General features: G+C 60.1%; 16 protein-coding genes and 1 pseudogene. All 17 read left to right on the forward strand.

The window, feature by feature from the left end:
• Positions 1-45 precede the first annotated feature (45 nt).
• The 17 genes and pseudogenes from PXT33_RS03405 to ilvA all read left to right on the forward strand — a co-directional run bounded on the left by PXT33_RS03405 (position 46) and on the right by ilvA (position 17366).
• On the forward strand, positions 46-468 hold the full coding sequence (locus tag PXT33_RS03405) for a hypothetical protein (RefSeq protein ID WP_347070475.1): 423 nt from the start codon (positions 46-48) through the stop codon (positions 466-468).
• A complete protein-coding gene (locus tag PXT33_RS03410) occupies positions 465-2777 on the forward strand; it encodes a cell envelope biogenesis protein OmpA (protein ID WP_347070476.1) in 2313 nt (770 codons plus the stop codon). The genes PXT33_RS03405 and PXT33_RS03410 overlap by 4 nt, the downstream gene beginning before the upstream one ends.
• Positions 2778-2942: 165 nt before the next feature.
• Positions 2943-3482 (forward strand): rubrerythrin, encoded by a 540-nt coding sequence (gene rbr, locus PXT33_RS03415; protein ID WP_005941401.1) that lies wholly within the window; start codon positions 2943-2945, stop codon positions 3480-3482.
• Between the two features lie 227 nt (positions 3483-3709).
• Entirely contained in the window at positions 3710-4651 is a 942-nt protein-coding gene (locus tag PXT33_RS03420) for an Ig-like domain-containing protein (protein ID WP_332375957.1), read from the forward strand.
• 21 nt (positions 4652-4672) lie between these two features.
• Positions 4673-4921: a hypothetical protein gene (locus PXT33_RS03425; protein ID WP_347070477.1), complete on the forward strand. Its 249-nt coding sequence runs from the start codon at positions 4673-4675 to the stop codon at positions 4919-4921.
• Positions 4922-4987: 66 nt separating this feature from the next.
• Positions 4988-5926: a ribonuclease Z gene (locus PXT33_RS03430; RefSeq protein WP_332375958.1), complete on the forward strand. Its 939-nt coding sequence runs from the start codon at positions 4988-4990 to the stop codon at positions 5924-5926.
• The gene (locus tag PXT33_RS03435; RefSeq protein WP_347070478.1) at positions 5923-7353 is read left to right on the forward strand and encodes a tRNA nucleotidyltransferase; all 1431 of its coding nucleotides are present in this window, start codon (positions 5923-5925) and stop codon (positions 7351-7353) included. Before PXT33_RS03430 ends, PXT33_RS03435 begins: the two co-directional genes overlap by 4 nt.
• Positions 7354-7421: 68 nt before the next feature.
• A complete protein-coding gene (gene mnmA, locus PXT33_RS03440) occupies positions 7422-8525 on the forward strand; it encodes a tRNA 2-thiouridine(34) synthase MnmA (RefSeq protein ID WP_097774043.1) in 1104 nt (367 codons plus the stop codon).
• A gap of 13 nt (positions 8526-8538) precedes the next feature.
• Positions 8539-9309: a ThiF family adenylyltransferase gene (locus tag PXT33_RS03445; RefSeq protein WP_097780951.1), complete on the forward strand. Its 771-nt coding sequence runs from the start codon at positions 8539-8541 to the stop codon at positions 9307-9309.
• Between the two features lie 520 nt (positions 9310-9829).
• Positions 9830-10717, forward strand: coding sequence for a putative manganese transporter (locus PXT33_RS03450; protein ID WP_005941425.1), 888 nt, complete (start codon positions 9830-9832; stop codon positions 10715-10717).
• 158 nt (positions 10718-10875) lie between these two features.
• Complete coding sequence (locus tag PXT33_RS03455; protein ID WP_332375960.1) at positions 10876-11766, forward strand: HAD family hydrolase; 891 nt, start codon at positions 10876-10878, stop codon at positions 11764-11766.
• Entirely contained in the window at positions 11763-12251 is a 489-nt protein-coding gene (locus PXT33_RS03460; protein ID WP_005941430.1) for a DNA-deoxyinosine glycosylase, read from the forward strand. The genes PXT33_RS03455 and PXT33_RS03460 overlap by 4 nt, the downstream gene beginning before the upstream one ends.
• Positions 12252-12350: 99 nt before the next feature.
• Positions 12351-12977, forward strand: coding sequence for a 5-bromo-4-chloroindolyl phosphate hydrolysis family protein (locus PXT33_RS03465; protein ID WP_005941432.1), 627 nt, complete (start codon positions 12351-12353; stop codon positions 12975-12977).
• 39 nt (positions 12978-13016) lie between these two features.
• A pseudogene (locus PXT33_RS03470) lies at positions 13017-14173 on the forward strand (toxic anion resistance protein).
• Between the two features lies 1 nt (position 14174).
• Positions 14175-14933: a LemA gene (locus PXT33_RS03475; protein ID WP_332375961.1), complete on the forward strand. Its 759-nt coding sequence runs from the start codon at positions 14175-14177 to the stop codon at positions 14931-14933.
• Positions 14930-16087, forward strand: coding sequence for a TPM domain-containing protein (locus tag PXT33_RS03480; RefSeq protein WP_347070479.1), 1158 nt, complete (start codon positions 14930-14932; stop codon positions 16085-16087). The genes PXT33_RS03475 and PXT33_RS03480 overlap by 4 nt, the downstream gene beginning before the upstream one ends.
• A 73-nt stretch (positions 16088-16160) precedes the next feature.
• On the forward strand, positions 16161-17366 hold the full coding sequence (ilvA, locus tag PXT33_RS03485; RefSeq protein WP_005942203.1) for a threonine ammonia-lyase: 1206 nt from the start codon (positions 16161-16163) through the stop codon (positions 17364-17366).
• Positions 17367-17392: the final 26 nt, after the last annotated feature.

Consider the following 17392-nt stretch of genomic DNA (forward strand, 5'->3'; position numbering starts at 1 on the left):
GGCATTCGGGCCGGAACCTCAATTTGAATTACAGGAGGGACAAGAATGCCGAAAGATAAAAATAATGGCCGGGAAATGACCCCGGATGAAAAGTTCCGCTCCTTTTTCAGCACCACGGCGGTGGATATCCCGGAGGAGATGACCCGGAGGGACGAAAACCAGCCGGAGGAAAAGCCGCAGAAACGGTTTGGCCTGTTTGGCCGTGGTAAGGAAAAGCAGGAGACTGACGAAGCTGCAGCAGAGCAGCCGCAGGAAATGCCAACCGGTGAGGTGCGGCTGGGTGAGGATGCGCAGCCGGAACCGGAAGCGGATCTGGAACTGATGCTGAAGCCGGAGGCAGACCCGGAACAGGAACTGGCCCCGTGGCCTTTTCTGGAGAAGGAAGCAGAGGATGCACAGCCGGAAGCACCCGCCAAAAAGCCGGAGGAAAAATCTGCACCGCAAACGGCGGACCCCCGGCGGCAGTGAAGCCGGAAACACCCCGGCAGAGCGCTGTCCCGGCGGCAAGACCCGCAGAGCAGCACAGCACGGCAAAGCCTCTCCGGCACCCCAAGAATGCGCCGGAGGTGCTGCTGCCGCAGGAAGAGCAGGAGCAGCAGGAGATGGCACAGCTCAAGGCGATGATCAACGGCCTGAGCGACCAGAAGCCGGAAAAGCCTGCACCGAGGGCCGAAGCAGCCCCGGCAGCAGAAACTGAACCGGCTGAAAGCAAAAAGAAACCGTCCGGTGCACCGCTGCCCGCGGCTGTGTTTGCAGCGGTAAAGGAGACGGTACCGGAGCTGCAGCCGGAACCTGTGCCGCAGCCGGAAAAAACGGAGCAGCCGGAAAAGCAGCCGGTGGCCGATTTCTTTGGCAAGGCGCAGAGCGAGGACGCACCGCAGGCACCTTTGGCCCCGGCAGAGGAGCCTGCCGCAAAAGAGGATACCATGAGTCTGCCGCTGCTGCCGCTGGACGGTGAAGAGCCGCAGCAGGCACCGGAGAAGGCACCCGCTGCGCCACAGCCGGAACTGAAAGCTGAGGCGGAGGACGCGGTGTCTCCGGAGGAACATGCCGAAACGGAGCTGACCGAGCCGGAGGCCACGGCGGATAAGCTGCACCGCATGAACGCAGAGCTGACGCTGCGCTGCGTGCTGGGCGGCATTCTGGCTGTGGTGCTGCTGCATTTTGGTTTGGTGTCGGATGGGCTGCTGCCCGCCATGGCGGCGCTGGACCCGGACGCTGCCCCGGCGGCATTCTATGGTGCAAACCTGCTGCTGCTGGCTGCAAGCCTGTGCGTGGGCTTCCCGGTGCTGCGCGACGGCCTGAACGGCCTGCGCGGACGGTCTTCTTCCGAGACGATGCCGGCGCTGGCCGCAGTAGCAGCGCTGGTGCAGGCGGTTACAGCCATGCTGAACGCAAATGTTTACCGCGGCACCACCGGCATCTCGCTGCTCAGCGGCATGGCCGCGCTGGGGCTGTTCCTTGCGCTGCTGGGCAGCCGGGTGATGCTGGCTGCTGTCAAGGGCGGCTATGAGCTGGTGACCAATGGTGTGGAGTTCGAGGGCGCTTACCGCGCCAAGGACAAAGACCTGCTGCGCGCCCTTGCACGGGATCTGGAACAGAAGGACCCCTGGGTGCTGCTGAGCCGCCCGATGAAGGAAGCTGACGGCTTTGTGGAGCAGAGCTTGAGCGAACGCGCAAGCGAGCGCCGTGCACGCAAAGTTTCGTACATCCTGCTGGGCGTTGCCCTGCTCAGCGGCGTGCTGTTCCTGCTGGCAGGTGCCGGCTGGAACAAAGCTGCGGCTGCCATGGCAGCTGTGCTGTGCATGGGCGCACCGCTTTCTTCTACCTTGATCGCGGGCGTTGCCTCGCTACGGCTGCAGCGTGCGGCTGCGGCTGTGGGCGCAGTTGTGCCCGGTTGGCAGGCCATTGAGCAGCTGGGCGGCATTGATACGCTGCAGATCGATGCAGATGACCTGTTCACCGCCGACAGCGCACAGCTGGAGGACATCCGCATCTTCAAGGGCGGCCGCATCGACCGCGCCATCCTGTACGCGGCCAGCGTGTTGAACGAGAGCCACGGCACCCTGAAGGGGCTGTTCCGCCAGATCGTTGAGGAACGCACAGACATCCTGTTCCCGGTCAAGGATCTGGAGCAGCACCATGGGCTGGGCTTTTCCGCCTGGTGCGATAACAACCGCATCCTCATTGGTACCCGCCGCTATCTGGAGCAGGAGGGCGTGCCACTGCCGGACGAGGAATACGAGATGCAGCACTCGAAGAACGGCGAGCTGCAAATTTTGTATCTGGCTGTGTCCGGCAACCTGCACGCTATGTTCGTGCTGAAATATGTGGGCGGGCGCAATGTGGCCCGCGGCCTTGCCGTGCTGCAAAAGGAGAACATCCGCCTGTTGGTCACATGCCAGGACCCCAGTCTGACTGCACACCACATTACCGAAGCATACCGCCTGCCGGAAGGCATGATCACCGTGCTGGATCAGGAGCAGTGCAACGCCATCAAGGCCGCACCGGCAGACCCGGAGGACACCTGCTGCATGATCCATCTCAAGGCGTTTGCCAGCCTGACCGGCGGCCTTCAGGCTGCGGATCAGGCCCAGAACGCCGAGAGCAGCGCCACCACGGTACAGATGGTCTCGGTGCTGTTCTCCATTATCATTGCAGCGCTGCTCACCAGTGCGGGCAGCATCTGGGAGCTTTCGGTGGCAACGGTGCTGATGTATCAGGCAGCGTGGAGCGCCCTGAGCATTGCTGTGTGTGCACTGAAACAGCATAACTGAGAAATATTCTCAGAATAAATAGGAACTATTCTTGATTTCTCTCAAAAAATATGGTATACTCTGTTCAGAACCTGAGCCGCAGGCGAAAAAATTACCGCCGGGCTGAATGATAGAGCCGGGATCGGTCGATCCTGACAGAAGATCCGTTTTTGAAAGGAGAGCATCATGGAACTGAAGGGTACCAAAACCGAGAAAAATCTGATGGAAGCGTTTGCAGGCGAGAGCCAGGCACGCAACAAGTACACTTTCTTTGCCAGCATGGCAAAAAAAGAAGGCTACGAGCAGCTGGCCGCGATCTTTGAGGAGACCGCCGGCAATGAGAAGGAGCACGCAAAGATCTGGTTCAAGCTACTGTGCGGCGGCGCGATCCCCGATACCCTGACTTGTCTGGACATGGCAGCAGGCGGTGAGCACGACGAGTGGACCGAGATGTACCCCCGCATGGCCAAGGAGGCCAAAGAAGAGGGCTTCCCTCAGATCGCAGCACTGTTCACCATGGTGGCACAGATCGAGAAGGAGCACGAGGAGCGCTACCGTGCGCTGGCCGAAAACCTGAAAAACAACAAGGTCTTTGCCCGCGAGGAGCAGCAGGTATGGCAGTGCCGGAACTGCGGCTACACCTATATCGGCAAGTCCGCACCGCTCAAGTGCCCGGTGTGCGCACATCCGCAGAGCTACTTTGAGCTGAAAAAGATCAACTACTAAGCTGAAAATTCAAAAGCAGAACAGCGCCGCCGCATCCGGTTTGCCGGGTGCGGCGGCGTTTTGTACAAAATTGAAAAGCGGATTTTATTATTCTCCACAAAATAAGGCTCAGCTGCCCGGCAGAATGGGCAAAAAACTTGACCCGGTTTTGCACTGCGTGTAAAATAATACGGAGACAGGAATATTTAAAGGATCTTGCAGCAAAGCAGGCGGGGAGGGCAAAGCCCATGAAGCAGGGGTTCAAAGCGTGTGTTTGTGCAGTGGTGCTGTGCGCAGAACTGTTTGCAGCCGGGGCCTTGTCGGCCTATGCTGCGCAGGGGCAGCCGCTGCCGGACAGCGGCATGACATTGGACACTGCCGAACTGACGCTGGATATCACCGAAGGAGACCCGGCCCCGGTGGCCTACCTGAATGTGCAGGCACCCAACGACTACTTCTTTCTGATCTGGACTTCCAGTGATCCGGCAGTGGCATCGGTGGACGGCACCGGCAGGGTGACCGGCCATGCCGAGGGCACTGCGGCCGTCACGGCCCGCAATGAGCGCGGCGAAAAGACCACCTGTACCATCACGGTGCGCAAAAGCACAGCCAGCCGCTTGGTGCTGAACACCAGCGATCTGACGCTTACCATTACAGAGCAGGAGCCTGCCCCGACGAAACAGCTGAAGCTGGAACAGAACAAAGGCGGGTTTACCTATGTGCGGCAGTGGGTCAGCAGCAACCCGGCGGTGGCATCGGTAAGCACAAACGGTACCGTAAAGGCGCAGGGGTCCGGCAAGGCCGTCATCAGCGCACTGACCACAGCCGGGCAGGTGCTGCGCTGCACGGTAACGGTCACATCGGAGATCGGACGGGTGCAGATGAGCAAAAATGCCATGTTGCTGCAGGCAGTGGGAGCCAGTCAGAAGCTGACCGCGCAGGCTGCAGGCACCAAAAACGGAACGATGACATGGCTCAGCAGCAATCCGGGCGTGGCAACTGTGAGTGCGGATGGCATGGTAACGGGGGTGGGCGACGGTGAAACGATGATCCTTGCCGTTACACCGGAGGGTCGTGCCGATGCCTGCTATGTGGCCGTGGGAGCGGCGGCGTGGCGGTTCCGCTCGGAGGACGAACTTGCCGAAACGCTGACCCTGACCGGCCAGCTGCCCTATTCGGATGGAAAGTAAAAAGAAAAATGGGAGCGTTCTGTGCAGCAGGATGCTCCCATTTTTTCAAAACCCGCTGGGCAGAAAGATCATCGTTCCCCGGGCAGACCACGCCATCCGCTGGGCCATGCAGCCGGGCGCACCGGCCAGCAGAAACAGGGCCAGTGCGGCGAGCAGAAGCACCCATCCAAGGCCGCTGTGCGGCCTGCCGGAAAAAGGATCCCCTTTTTGCGTCTCATCCCGCTGCCCCTTTTTGCTGTGCTGGCCCATGCTATGCGCGGCCAGCAGTGATTGTGCAACGTGCTGGGCTGTGGTACAATAAAATATCGAAATCTACTGTGCAGGGAGAACGATTTTATGCTGACCATTACACTGCTGGGCACTGCGGCTACCATGCCACTGCCGGACCGGGCACTCTCGGCGGCGTTTGCTGCCTGCGGCGGCCACGGCCTGCTGTGGGACTGCGGCGAGGGCACTCAGGCAGCGGCACACCGGGCAGGCGTGAACCTGATGCGGGCAGATGCCATCTGCCTGACCCACTACCATGGCGACCACATCTTTGGTCTGCCGGGCCTTTTGCAGACTCTGGGGGCGCAGGGCCGCACAAGGCCGCTTGCGCTGCTGGGTCCGGAGGGCCTGCCGGATATCTGGGCGGCGGTGCGGGCACTGACCGGCCCGCTGCCCTATCCGGTGAAGCCGCAGGTGCTTATGCCGGGCCAGCCGCTGGCGCTGGATGCGCTGAGCGAGGGCTGGCCTGCCGGTGCGCGGCTGGTGCCGTTTGCCACAAAGCACCGGGTAAAAAGCCTTGGCTACCGGCTGGAGCTGCCCCGTGCAGGCAAATTCTCGCCGGAGCAGGCCCGGGCGCTGGGGGTGCCGGTGCAGCAATGGAAGCTGCTGCAGAAAGGGCAGAGCGTTGCCGTGGAGGGCAGAACGGTGCAGCCTGCGCAGGTGCTGGGCGCCCCGCGCAAGGGGTTGAGCGTGGTATTTTCCGGCGATACGGCCCCCTGCACGTATTATTTGCAGGCGGCGCATGACGCAGACCTGCTGATATGCGATGCCACCTATGCCCTTCCGGAGCAGGAAGACCAGGCCCGTCAGTGGGGGCACAGCACCTTTGGGCAGAGTGCATCCCTTGCCGCGCAGGCGAGGGCAAAGCGGCTTTGGCTGACCCATTATTCCCCCATGATCACCGACCCGGAGGAGTATGCCGCGCAGGCACAGAGCATCTTCCCGGCGGCGGAGTGCGGCTTTGACGGCAAAAGCATCACCCTGCAGTACGAGGAGGCACAGCCATGACCATCCGGATGGACGAGGGTGCGGCAGAGCTGCTGGACACCCTGCACAGGGCGGGCTATGCAGCCTACGTGGTGGGCGGCTGCGTGCGGGACAGTCTGCTGGGCCTTACACCGCACGACTGGGACCTGTGCACCAGTGCTCTGCCGCAGCAGGTGATGGAGCTGTTCGGCGCGCAGCGGTGCATCCCCACCGGCCTGCAGCACGGCACGGTAACGGTGAAGCAGAGCGGTGCCCTTTACGAGATCACCACCTTCCGTACAGAAGGCACCTACACAGATGGCCGCCACCCGGACGAGGTGCACTTTGTGCCGGATGTGCGGGAGGACCTGGCCCGGCGGGATTTTACCATCAACGCCATGGCCTACAATGAAAAAGAGGGCCTTGTGGACCCCTTTGGCGGGCAGGCCGATCTGCAAAGCGGCATCGTACGGGCGGTGGGTGTGCCCCGCCAGCGGTTCACCGAGGACGCGCTGCGCATCCTGCGGCTGTACCGCTTCGCAGCCCGGTTTGGCTTTGCCATCGACCCGCCCACGGCGCAGGCGGCACAGGAGCTGTGTGCCCATCTGGACTGCGTATCGGTGGAGCGCATCGAGGAAGAGCTTGCAAAACTGCTGGCCGCACCCGCCCCTGCGGCATATCTTGACAAAAAAATACTGCTTGTTATTCTGCCGGAGCTTTCATCGGAGGCACTGGCGGCGGCAAAGCCGGTGGTGGATGCCTGCCCGGCGGGGGCGGCTCTGCCCATCCGGCTGGCGGCGCTGCTGCTGAGCCTTGGCGAGGGCGGCACCCGCCGCACCCTCAGGCGCCTGCGCTGCTCCAATGCCTTGATTGAAGAGGCTGCGGTGTTGGTGCGGGAAGCCAGAAGGCGTGACGGTAGCTTTCTCTTCGGACACGAGTACGGGTTGCGGCACCCAGCGGATGCTTCGTGCTTTGAGCAGCACTCGCATCCTGCTGGCCGCTGTCCCAACAGCAACTTCCTGTTTCCGCCACTGGCGGCGGTCGTTGCTGTTGCAGGCCATTCCATCGCCCGCCCTATTGCCTTCGGCAACAGGGTCCCACCCCAGCGGACGGTCCTCAGAGAAACTACCGTCACACCCGACTTTACTATCTACGCCCGCCGACTACTGGGCAAATATAACTTGTGTACCGTGCAGCGTTTGGCAGCACTGGGCACAGCCCTGCAGCCGGAACACGCGGCTGATTTTGCTGCACTTTCCGAATTGGCCGAACGATTGGATGCGGACGGCGTGTGCTGCCGCGTCAGCCAGCTGGCTGTGAATGGCCGTGATCTGATGGCAGCAGGCATCCCGGCGGGGCCGGGCATCCGCAAAGTGCTGGAAGCGCTGCTGGACGGTGTGATCCGGGAAGAATATCCCAACGAGCGGCAAGCCCTGCTGGCCGCAGTGCAGCAGCTCGCTGCGTCTTGACAAGCTCTTTTTTCAGAGTTACTATTATACTACTGTTTTAGTGTGTTGAATGCACCAAAGGAGAACTTATGACCACACAGACCCCTGATTCAAAGCCGCGTGCCCTCATTGCCATGAGCGGCGGCGTGGACAGCTCGGTGGCGGCATGGCTCATGCAGCAGGCAGGCTATGACTGCACCGGCATCACCATGCGGCTCACCCGCAACGAAACGCTGGGACAGTCCGGCTTTCACACCTGCTGCTCGGAAAAGGACATCGAGGACGCGGCAGAGGTGGCGTATGCCATGGATATCCCGTACGAGGTGCTGGATTTCACGGCCGACTTCCGGGAACAGATCATTGAAAAATTCGTCCGCGTGTATGAGGCGGGCGGCACGCCGAACCCCTGCATCGACTGCAATAAATATATGAAGTTCCGCCATCTGCTGGACTGGGCCCGGGCACACGGCATGGAGTATGTGGTCACGGGCCACTATGCCCGGGTGGAGCAGGACGAGGCCACCGGCCGTTTCCTGCTCAAAAAGGGGCTGGACGAGGGCAAGGACCAGAGCTACGTGCTCTACAACCTCACTCAGGAGCAGCTGGCGCATATCCGTCTGCCGCTGGGCGGCCTGCACAAGACTGAGGTGCGCGAGATCGCGGAGCAGCACAAATTTGTCAATGCCCGCAAGCACGACAGTCAGGACATCTGCTTCGTGCCGGATGGCGACTATGCCCGCTTTATGGAGGACTTCACCGGCAAACACTACCCGGCAGGTGATTTTCTGGACGAGAGCGGCAGGGTGGTGGGCACCCACAACGGCGCGGTGCGGTACACCATCGGCCAGCGCAAGGGGCTGGGCCTTGCCATGGGGGCACCTGTGTACGTCTGCGGCAAGGACATGCAGGCAAACACCGTCACGGTAGGGCCGGAGGAGATGCTGTTCGACCGCATCGTGTATGCGGACGAGGTGAACTGGATCGCCATTCCGGAGTTGACCGGGCCGCTGCGGGTCACAGCCCGCACCCGGTACCATCAGGTGGAGCAGGCCGCCACCGTCTACCCGGCGGAGTGCGGCTTCCGGCTGGAATTTGACCAGCCCCAGCGCGCCCCTACGCCCGGTCAGGCCGTGGTGCTGTATCAGGGCGACACCGTGCTGGGCGGCGGCACCATTACGAGAGTGGAAAAGTAACAAGGAGAACAAAATGCAAAATCAGTATTCCCGCACGCAGTTGCTGCTGGGCGCGGAAGCTATGGAAAAACTGCACAATTCCCGCGTGGCGGTGTTCGGCATCGGCGGCGTGGGCGGCTACACGGTGGAAGCGCTGGCGCGCAGCGGCGTGGGGGCACTGGATCTGATCGATGATGATAAGGTCTGCCTGACCAACCTCAACCGCCAGATCATCGCCACCCGCAGCACGGTAGGGCAATATAAGGTAGATGTGGCTGCGCAGCGCATCCACGACATTGACCCGGACATCAGGGTGACCACCCACCGGTGCTTCTTTGGCCCGGAAACACAGGACCAGTTCGACTTTACCCAGTACGACTATGTGGTGGATGCCATTGACACCGTTACCGGCAAGCTGGCGCTGGTGATGAAGTGCAAGGAGGCAGGCACCCCCATCATCTGCTCCATGGGCGCAGGCAACAAGATGGACCCGACCCGCTTTGAAGTGACCGATATCTACAAGACCTCGGTCTGCCCGCTGGCCAAGGTGATGCGCACCGAGTGCCGCAAGCGCAAAATCAAGCACCTGAAGGTGGTCTACTCCAAGGAGCCTGCCATGACCCCCATCGAGGACGACGCCATCAGCTGCAAGTATCACTGCATCTGTCCTCCGGGCACCCAGCGCAAGTGCACCCAGCGCCGTTCGGTGCCGGGCTCCAATGCCTTTGTGCCCTCGGTGGCCGGCCTGATCATCGGCGGCGAGGTGGTAAAAGACCTTGTGGGCTTTGTGCCGATGAAGGGGTAAAACAGACCGCAGACTCCTGCTGTGTGGGACGATTTTGAATGCGCTCCGCGTTGCTTTGCGCATAAGCTAAGGAAATTATATTTTTGATTTTGGGGTCCAGAAACGCCTGCGGGTGTTTCTGGACCCCATTTTCATGGGCGGGGGTCGTGGAGGAAAGGCTTGTGCTTGCGGGCAGAACGTTAATTCCGCCGCGTGAATGTTTCCGCAGAAAACCAGCGCGGCAGCTTCCGCTTTCGGTTATGACTCCTCCCGTGAAAAGGCAATTCTGGAAAATCCGCAGATTTTCCAGAATTGCGAAATAAAATAATAATTCCGCTGAAAATGGTCAGAGCATCAGCGGAGACCATTTAAGATCGCGCTTTTTACGCGCTGCAGCGTTCCATAATATAAATTTGCAATCAATTTGCAATTTGGTATTGCAATTGGAGAGAATATCGTGTATAATCATCCCTGTTCAAAAATGCAACCAATTTGCAATTTACTAAAATGAAGCGACGAACGGTCGTTTTTAGGAGCGTATATGGAACTGTTTCTGGATGTTCTGGGCGAATCTCTGGTGGATACCGCCAAGATGCTGCCCTTCCTGTTTTTGGCTTATCTTCTGATCGAGTATATCGAGACCCGCCACGGTGAGCGCATTGAAGCACTGCTGGCAGGCGGCGGGCGCTGGGGCGCGATTCCGGGCGCGGTGCTGGGCTGTGTGCCGCAGTGCGGCTTTTCGGCCATTGCGTCCAACTTCTACTCCTCCCGCGTCATCACGCTGGGCACCCTGATGGCCGTCTACCTTGCCACCAGCGACGAAGCCATCCCGCTGCTGGTATCCATGCCGGCCTACTGGGATAAGCTGGCTGTGCTCATGGTCATCAAGGTGGTATACGCCATTGTGGTGGGCTTTGTGCTGGATTTTGTGCTGCGCGGCGTGCTGCCCAAATCGCTGCGCGGCGGCTACACCGGCCATGCCGACGAGGTGGACTGTCACGAGGAGCACAGCGACGAAGAGGGCAAGCCCGCCCCCATCTGGAAAGCGGCCCTGCGCCACACGCTGGAGATCTTTGTGTTCATTTTTGCGTTCAGTCTGGTGTTCGGCCTGATCGTGGAAGGCGTGGGCGAAGATGTGTTTGCAGACCTTCTGGGCAGCATGGGCTTCTTCCAGCCGGTAGTGGCTGCGCTGGTGGGCCTGATCCCCAACTGCGCCGCCAGCGTGCTGCTGACCCAGCTGTATGTGGAGGGTGCCCTGCGCTTTTCCAGTCTGGTGGCGGGCCTTTGCACCGGTGCAGGCGTGGGCCTTGCGGTGCTGTGGCGCACCAATCCTTCGTGGAAGCAGAACCTGTTCATCACCGGCCTGACATGGGGTGCAGGCGCATTCCTCGGCGTGGCAATGCAGGTGGTCGTGGCCGTGTTTGCGTGATCACGAGAAGAAGCTGCAAAGAAAGCAGCATCGTGAAACAAAATAAGGCTATTGCATGGAATTCTGTGCAGTAGCCTTATTTTTATGCCCAAATGCACCCCAATTTTAAAAAAGTATGGTATACTGGTACAAAACTCAGTTCCATAGGGGAGAATAGAATGCAATATAAGATTCTGGCAAGCGATTACGACAACACACTGGTGCCCTTTGGCGAGGGCAAGCCGCGTCAGAAGGTGGTAAAAGCCATCAAAAAGCTGCAGGCCGCAGGCGGCAGATTCGTGCTCAGCACCGGACGTGCGTATCCGTGCGTCAACCTCAAAGGCCAGCTGGGCGGCATCCGGTTCGATTATGCCATCACCTGCAACGGTGCCTGTGTGGTGGACCGCGAGGGCCGCATCGTGGCCGAGCACCCGCTCACCGCTGAGGAAATGTACGCGCTGGTGGATTTCTGCGAGGATTATAACTATCCGCTGCAGTTCAATTTCAGGGATGCCTGCTACGCCTACTGCGAGTATGAATATCTGCACAGGGGCTACCGGCAGATGAACAGCATCGGGCTGGACTGTATGGACGGCGAAGATCAGGACCGCCACCTGATCGACATGCCCCACGCCGCTTTTGCGGCAGTGCCGCCGGAGCACGTGGCAGATTTTGCGGCAAAGTACGGCCATCTGGGCCTGCACTGGATGCAGGTGGGCGCGCAGAATGCCGACGGCCTGTGCTACTACGACATCGTGCGCGGTGGAATGGACAAAGGCGTGGGCCTTGCCGACCTGTGCGAAAAGATGGGCCTGACACTGGCCGATGCCGTGGCGGCAGGCGATTCTGCCAACGATGTGGCCATGCTGAAGGCAGCGGGCCTTGGCTGCTGCATGGCAAACGGCACGCCGGACGCAAAGGCTGCCGCCGACCGCATCATTGGCGATGTGCGGGAGGACGGCCTTGCCGACCTGATCGATGAGCTGTGGTTCGACGGCCCCAGAGCAGAGCCGTCCGGCCGCGACCTTGGCTCGCCTTGGGATAAAATTGAAAGTGCAGGCGGACAATGAGCTTTGAACCGGTGTATAACGAACACAGCCGGGCGCTGATCCTTGGCACATGGCCCAGCCCCAAAAGCCGGGAGATGGCCTTTTACTACGGCCACCCGCAGAACCGCTTCTGGCCCATGATGGCCGCGCTGACCGGTGAGCCGGTGCCTGCCCGTGAGGACATTGAAGCCAAAAAGCAGATCATCCTGCGCCATGGGCTGGCCCTCTGGGACACGCTGGAACGCTGCACCATCACCGGCGCAGCGGACGCTTCCATCAAGGATGCAGTGCCGAATGATATTGCCGCTCTGCTGGCAAAGGCACCCATTGAAGCAGTATTCTGCAACGGAGCCACCGCATACCGGATCTATACAAAGTATTTGCAGCCGGTGTCTGGCATTGCAGCGGTAAAGCTGCCCAGCACCAGCCCGGCAAACGCTGCCTGCCGCCCGGAAAAGCTGCGCGAAATCTGGGGCGCGGCCCTCTTGCCGTGGATCAACAAATGATGGCCAGGTTGTAAATTATCCGTGAAAGCCTTGCGTTTTTCGCGGGGTGCGGTATTATGGATGACATAAGGGGCAATGCCCCGGACAAGGAGAAGAAACATGAGCAAGATCATCCGCACCAGAAAGCCCAGCGTTCTGCCATTTTATGCAATGGCACTGGTCTTTTTGGTATTGTGCGCGGTACTGCCGGTGTATAAGCTGTGGGCGCTGCTGGCGGCGCTGGGCGGTGCATTTGTGGCCTTTGGTGCGGCACAGAAGGTCTGCCCGCCCCGGGTGGTGGAGCACGAAGTGCCTTTCCACACCGGTGTGGAGGATGTGGACGCGATGCTGACCGACATCCAGCAGAAACTGGATACCCTGCACACCCTCAACGAGCAGCTGCCGGACCCGCAGCTCTCTGCCGCCATGACCCGCATGGAAAAGGCGGGCCGCTCCATTGTGGAAGCGGTGGAAGCAAACCCGGAAAAGGCAAAGCAGGTGCGCAGGTTCGCAAACTATTACCTGCCGGATGCGGTGAACGTTCTGCAGCAGTATGCAAAGCTGGCAAAGCAGGGCGTGCGCGGCGAGAATGCCGCAGCCATCCGTACCGAGGTGGAGCACAATGCTGCTTCCATTGCCACGGCGTTTGAAAACCAGCTGGATGCCCTGTACGCCGCCGAGAGCATGGACCTTTCTGCAGATATCACGGTGCTGCAGAACATGCTCAAAGGGCAGGGCCTGAGCTAAGAAAAAGGTAAACGGTATTTGGAAAGGAAGGAATCTCTTATGGCTGATAATACATTCAACTTTGACCTCGATGCACCCGCAGTACCCACCCTGACGCTGGACCCCACCCCGGCAGAAGAGGAAAAGGCAGCACCCGCCCAGCAGGAAGCTGCCGCACCGGAGCAGCCGCAGGTGAACCTGACCCCGGAAGAACAGGCCATGGTGGATCAGTTTGCTGAAAAGATCGATATTACCAACAGCCAGCAGGTGCTGCAGTACGGCTCCGCCTGTCAGAAGAAGATCGGCGATTTCTCCGAGGCCGCCCTTTCCAAGGTGGCCACCAAGGATCTGGGCGAAGTGGGCGATATGATTACCAGCCTGATCGGTGAGCTGAAGAGCTTTGATGCAGGCGAGGAAGAAAAAAGGGCATTCTGGGCTTCTTCAAGAAGAAGGGCGACCAGCTGGATGCCATGAAGATGAAGTACAACAAGGCCGAGACCAACGTGGAAAAGATCCAGTCCATGCTGGAGGGCCATCAGGTGCAGCTGCTCAAGGACATCGCCATGCTGGATAAGATGTATGATCTGAACATGGCCTACTTCAAGGAGCTGAGCATGTATATCCTTGCCGGCAAAAAGAAGCTGGCCGATGTGCGCGCAAACGAGCTGCAGCAGGCCATGGATAAGGCCAAGGTTTCCGGCCTGCCGGAGGATGCACAGGCGGCTCGTGATCTGGCCGACCAGTGCGAACGCTTTGAGAAGAAGCTCTATGATCTGGAGCTGACCCGCAACATCAGCCTGCAGATGGGGCCGCAGATCCGCCTTTTGCAGAACAACAATACCATGATGGCGGAAAAGATCCAGTCCACCATCGTCAACACCATCCCCCTGTGGAAGAACCAGATGGTGCTGGCACTGGGTCTGGCCCACAGCCAGCAGGCCATGCAGGCCGAGCGTGCCGTGACCGACATGACCAACGACCTGCTCAAGAAGAACGCCGAGGCCCTGAAGATGGGTACCATCGAGACCGCAAAGGAGAGCCAGCGCGGTGTGGTGGACATCGAGACCCTGCAGCAGACCAACAAGAGCCTGATCGAGACGCTGGACGAGCTGAACAAGATCCAGAGCGAGGGCCGCGCAAAGCGCGCTGCCGCCGAGCAGGAGCTGAACCGCATCGAGGACGAACTGAAAGCAAAAATGATGGAGATCCGGAGCTGAGATGGCAAACGCAGATTTTTCGCAAAAACAGAACAGCACTTCCGGCGGTTTTGACGCGGGCAGCTACCGCGAACAAAAGCAGCCGGAGCAGGCCGTGCCGCTGACACCTCTGCAGCAGAAGCTGACAGGGCTGGAAGCAAAGCTGCCCGCAGCCCTTTCCACCCGCGCAGCTGCACTGGCGCTGAGCGTGGTGGTGATGCTGGCGGCCTTTTTGGGCTTTGGCAGCGCCAAGCTGCGCAGCCGGTACAACGAAGTCCGCAAATGGTACACGGTGGGTGTGGCGGCAGACAACGGCTATAACCTCAACGAGGAGCTGACCACCCGCATGAACACGGCGGCAAACATCATCACCACCGCCGGCAGCACGCTGGGAGCGGACAGTGCCGAGGTACAGGCCGCACAGAGCGCGCTGAGCGATTTTACCGCCTGTCTGGAAGCCGTGCAGAACGGCGGCAAAAGTCAGGCACTCACCTCGCTGCCCTATTATCAGGGCAGCACGATGCATGCGCTGTATCAGGCCAACGAGGTGCTGGGGTCGCGGATCGATCAGCTCTACGCAAAGCTGCAGGAGCAGGCCGCAGACCCCATGAAGATAGGCGCGGTGCAGGGCCAGTACGGCCAGTTCAACAGTGCGGCTACCATTATCGGCACCCTGAAATACAACGATGCCGTTTACGACTACCAGAAAGAGACCGGCGGCTTCCCGGCCAGCGTGCTGGGCAGCATTGCCGGTGTAAAGGAGGTTGAACCCTTCGCATGAAAAATTTTGCAAAACGCGTAAGCGCTCTGGTGCTGGCCCTTGTGGTGGGCGCAGCGGCCCTGTGCCCGGCGGCCCTTGCCGCCGCCAGCCTGCCGGACCTGCCCAAAGACGAATGTGTGGTGGACGATGCCAACATCCTGAGCGACAGCACTACCCAGACCATCGTTGATCTGAACAACCAGCTGCAGTCCAGCTGCAACGGAGCACAGATCGGCGTACTGACTGTAGATTATACGGGTAATTATTCCACTGAGGATTATGCAACACAGGCCCTCAACGCCTGGGGCATCGGCTCGGCTTCCGAGAACAACGGTGTGCTGATCCTGCTGGTGATGGAATCGCCCATCTACGAGGACGGCGATTACTACGTGACCTACGGCGACGGCTTCCGCAACACCACGCTGGAAAGTCAGGCCAGTGCCCTCGCTCAGACCATGGAAGGTGATTTTGTTAACCGCGATTACAGCGATGCAGTAATCACCTGTGCCAACAATGTGGCCGACACCATTGCAAGTGTTTATGGGGTAAATCTGAACAATGGCAGCTACGACGATGGCAGCTACGCGGAGCCGGACGACGGCCCCACTACCTTTGAGGATGTCGTTCTGGGTATCGTGATCCTGTTCATGTCCCTGATGGTGATGCTGATCATCGTACTGTTCGTGTTCCGGGTGTTCATTGCACCCATCGGCCACGCAGCAGGCTGGAACTGGGGTCCCTTCGCATGGGGCTACATGGCAGGTTCGGCCCGCCGGCACCGTCCCGGCCCGCCGCCCCTCCGGGCCCCGGCTTCGGCCCCGGATACGGCCCGGGCTATGGCCCCGGCCCCCGCAATGACCGGCCCCGCCCGCCCCGGAACAACAACCGGCGTCCGCCCCGTCCTCCCATGGGCGGCGGCTTTGGCGGCGGGTCCTTCGGTGGCTCCCGCGGAGGTGGCTCCTTTGGGGGCGGCTCGTTCGGCGGCGGCTCCTTCGGTGGAATGGGCGGCGGCGGCAGCCACGGCGGCGGCGGTGGTCGCGGCCGTTAAAAACACAAAAACACGGAGAACTGCTGTGGGCGGTATGCCTGCGGCAGTTCTCTTTTTAGGTTTCAGGCGTGAAGGAAATTCATTTGACAAATCAACTTTGTTAACCTATACTGAGAAACATGCATAATAAGCCAGAAATAAAGGCTCTGAGAGCGGAAAAGCCGCAGAGCAGGGAACGATAAAAATAGAGGGAGAAAACCATGCTGACTCTGGATAAGATCTACCATGCAGCCTTTGTGCTCAAGGATGTTGCCCGCAAGACCGACCTCATCGAGGCACCCAAGCTCTCCAAGGACTGCCAACTGTACCTGAAAACCGAAAACCTGCAGGCCACCGGCAGCTTTAAGGTGCGCGGTGCTTACTATAAGATCAGCCAGCTTTCCGAGGAGGAGAGCGCCAAGGGCGTGATCGCCTGCTCTGCCGGCAACCACGCACAGGGCGTGGCGCTGGCTGCTACCCGCCGCGGCATCAAGAGCATCGTCTGTATGCCGGATGGTGCCCCCATCATGAAGGTGGAGAATACCAAGAATCTGGGCGCAGAGGTGTGTCTGGTGCCCGGCACCTACGATGATGCCCACGACAAGGCTGTGGAGCTGCAGGAAGAGACCGGCATGACCTTTATCCACCCCTATGACGATGAGCAGGTCATCGCGGGGCAGGGAACCATTGGTCTGGAAATTCTGGATCAGCTGCCGGATGTGGATGCGGTCGTTGTGCCGGTGGGCGGCGGCGGCCTGATCTCCGGCGTGGCCTTTGCCATCAAGAGTCTGCGCCCGGAGGTGAAGGTCTATGGCGTACAGGCCGAGGGTGCACCCAGCATGTACCGCAGCCTGCACGAGCATAAGTACCAGACCCTGAAAGCCGTTTCTACCTTTGCGGACGGCATTCAGGTCAAAACTCCCGGTGAGCTGACCTACCAGATCTGTGAGCAGTATGTGGACGACATCGTGACCGTGAGCGAGGATGAGACCGCTGCCGCCATCCTTTCGCTGATGGAGAACCAGAAGCTGGTTGCCGAGGGTGCCGGAGCCGTGCCGGTGGCTGCAGTGCTGTTCCACAAGCTGCCGGTCGAGGGCAAAAAGGTGGCCTGCGTCGTCTCCGGCGGCAACATCGATGTGAACATCCTCAACCGCGTGATCACCCGTGGTCTGGTCATGAGCGGCCGCAAGGCGAACATGACCATTGCGCTGGAGGACAAGCCCGGACAGCTCAAGAAGGTGGCCGAGATCGTGTCCCGCTGCGGCAGCAATGTGGTGTCGGTGCAGCACGATGGCTCCGATCCCAATATGCCCATTTCCAGCTGCTTCCTCAAGCTCACCCTTGAGACCCGCGATGCCGAGCAGATCGAGCAGATCCGCGCAGAGCTTGCAAAAGAGGGTTTCCAGCTTGTGAGCGAAAGAGTATAATAGAAGAAAAAAGAAAGGAACGTTTT

This window comes from Faecalibacterium taiwanense (assembly GCF_036632915.2).
Lineage (GTDB): Bacteria > Bacillota > Clostridia > Oscillospirales > Ruminococcaceae > Faecalibacterium > Faecalibacterium taiwanense.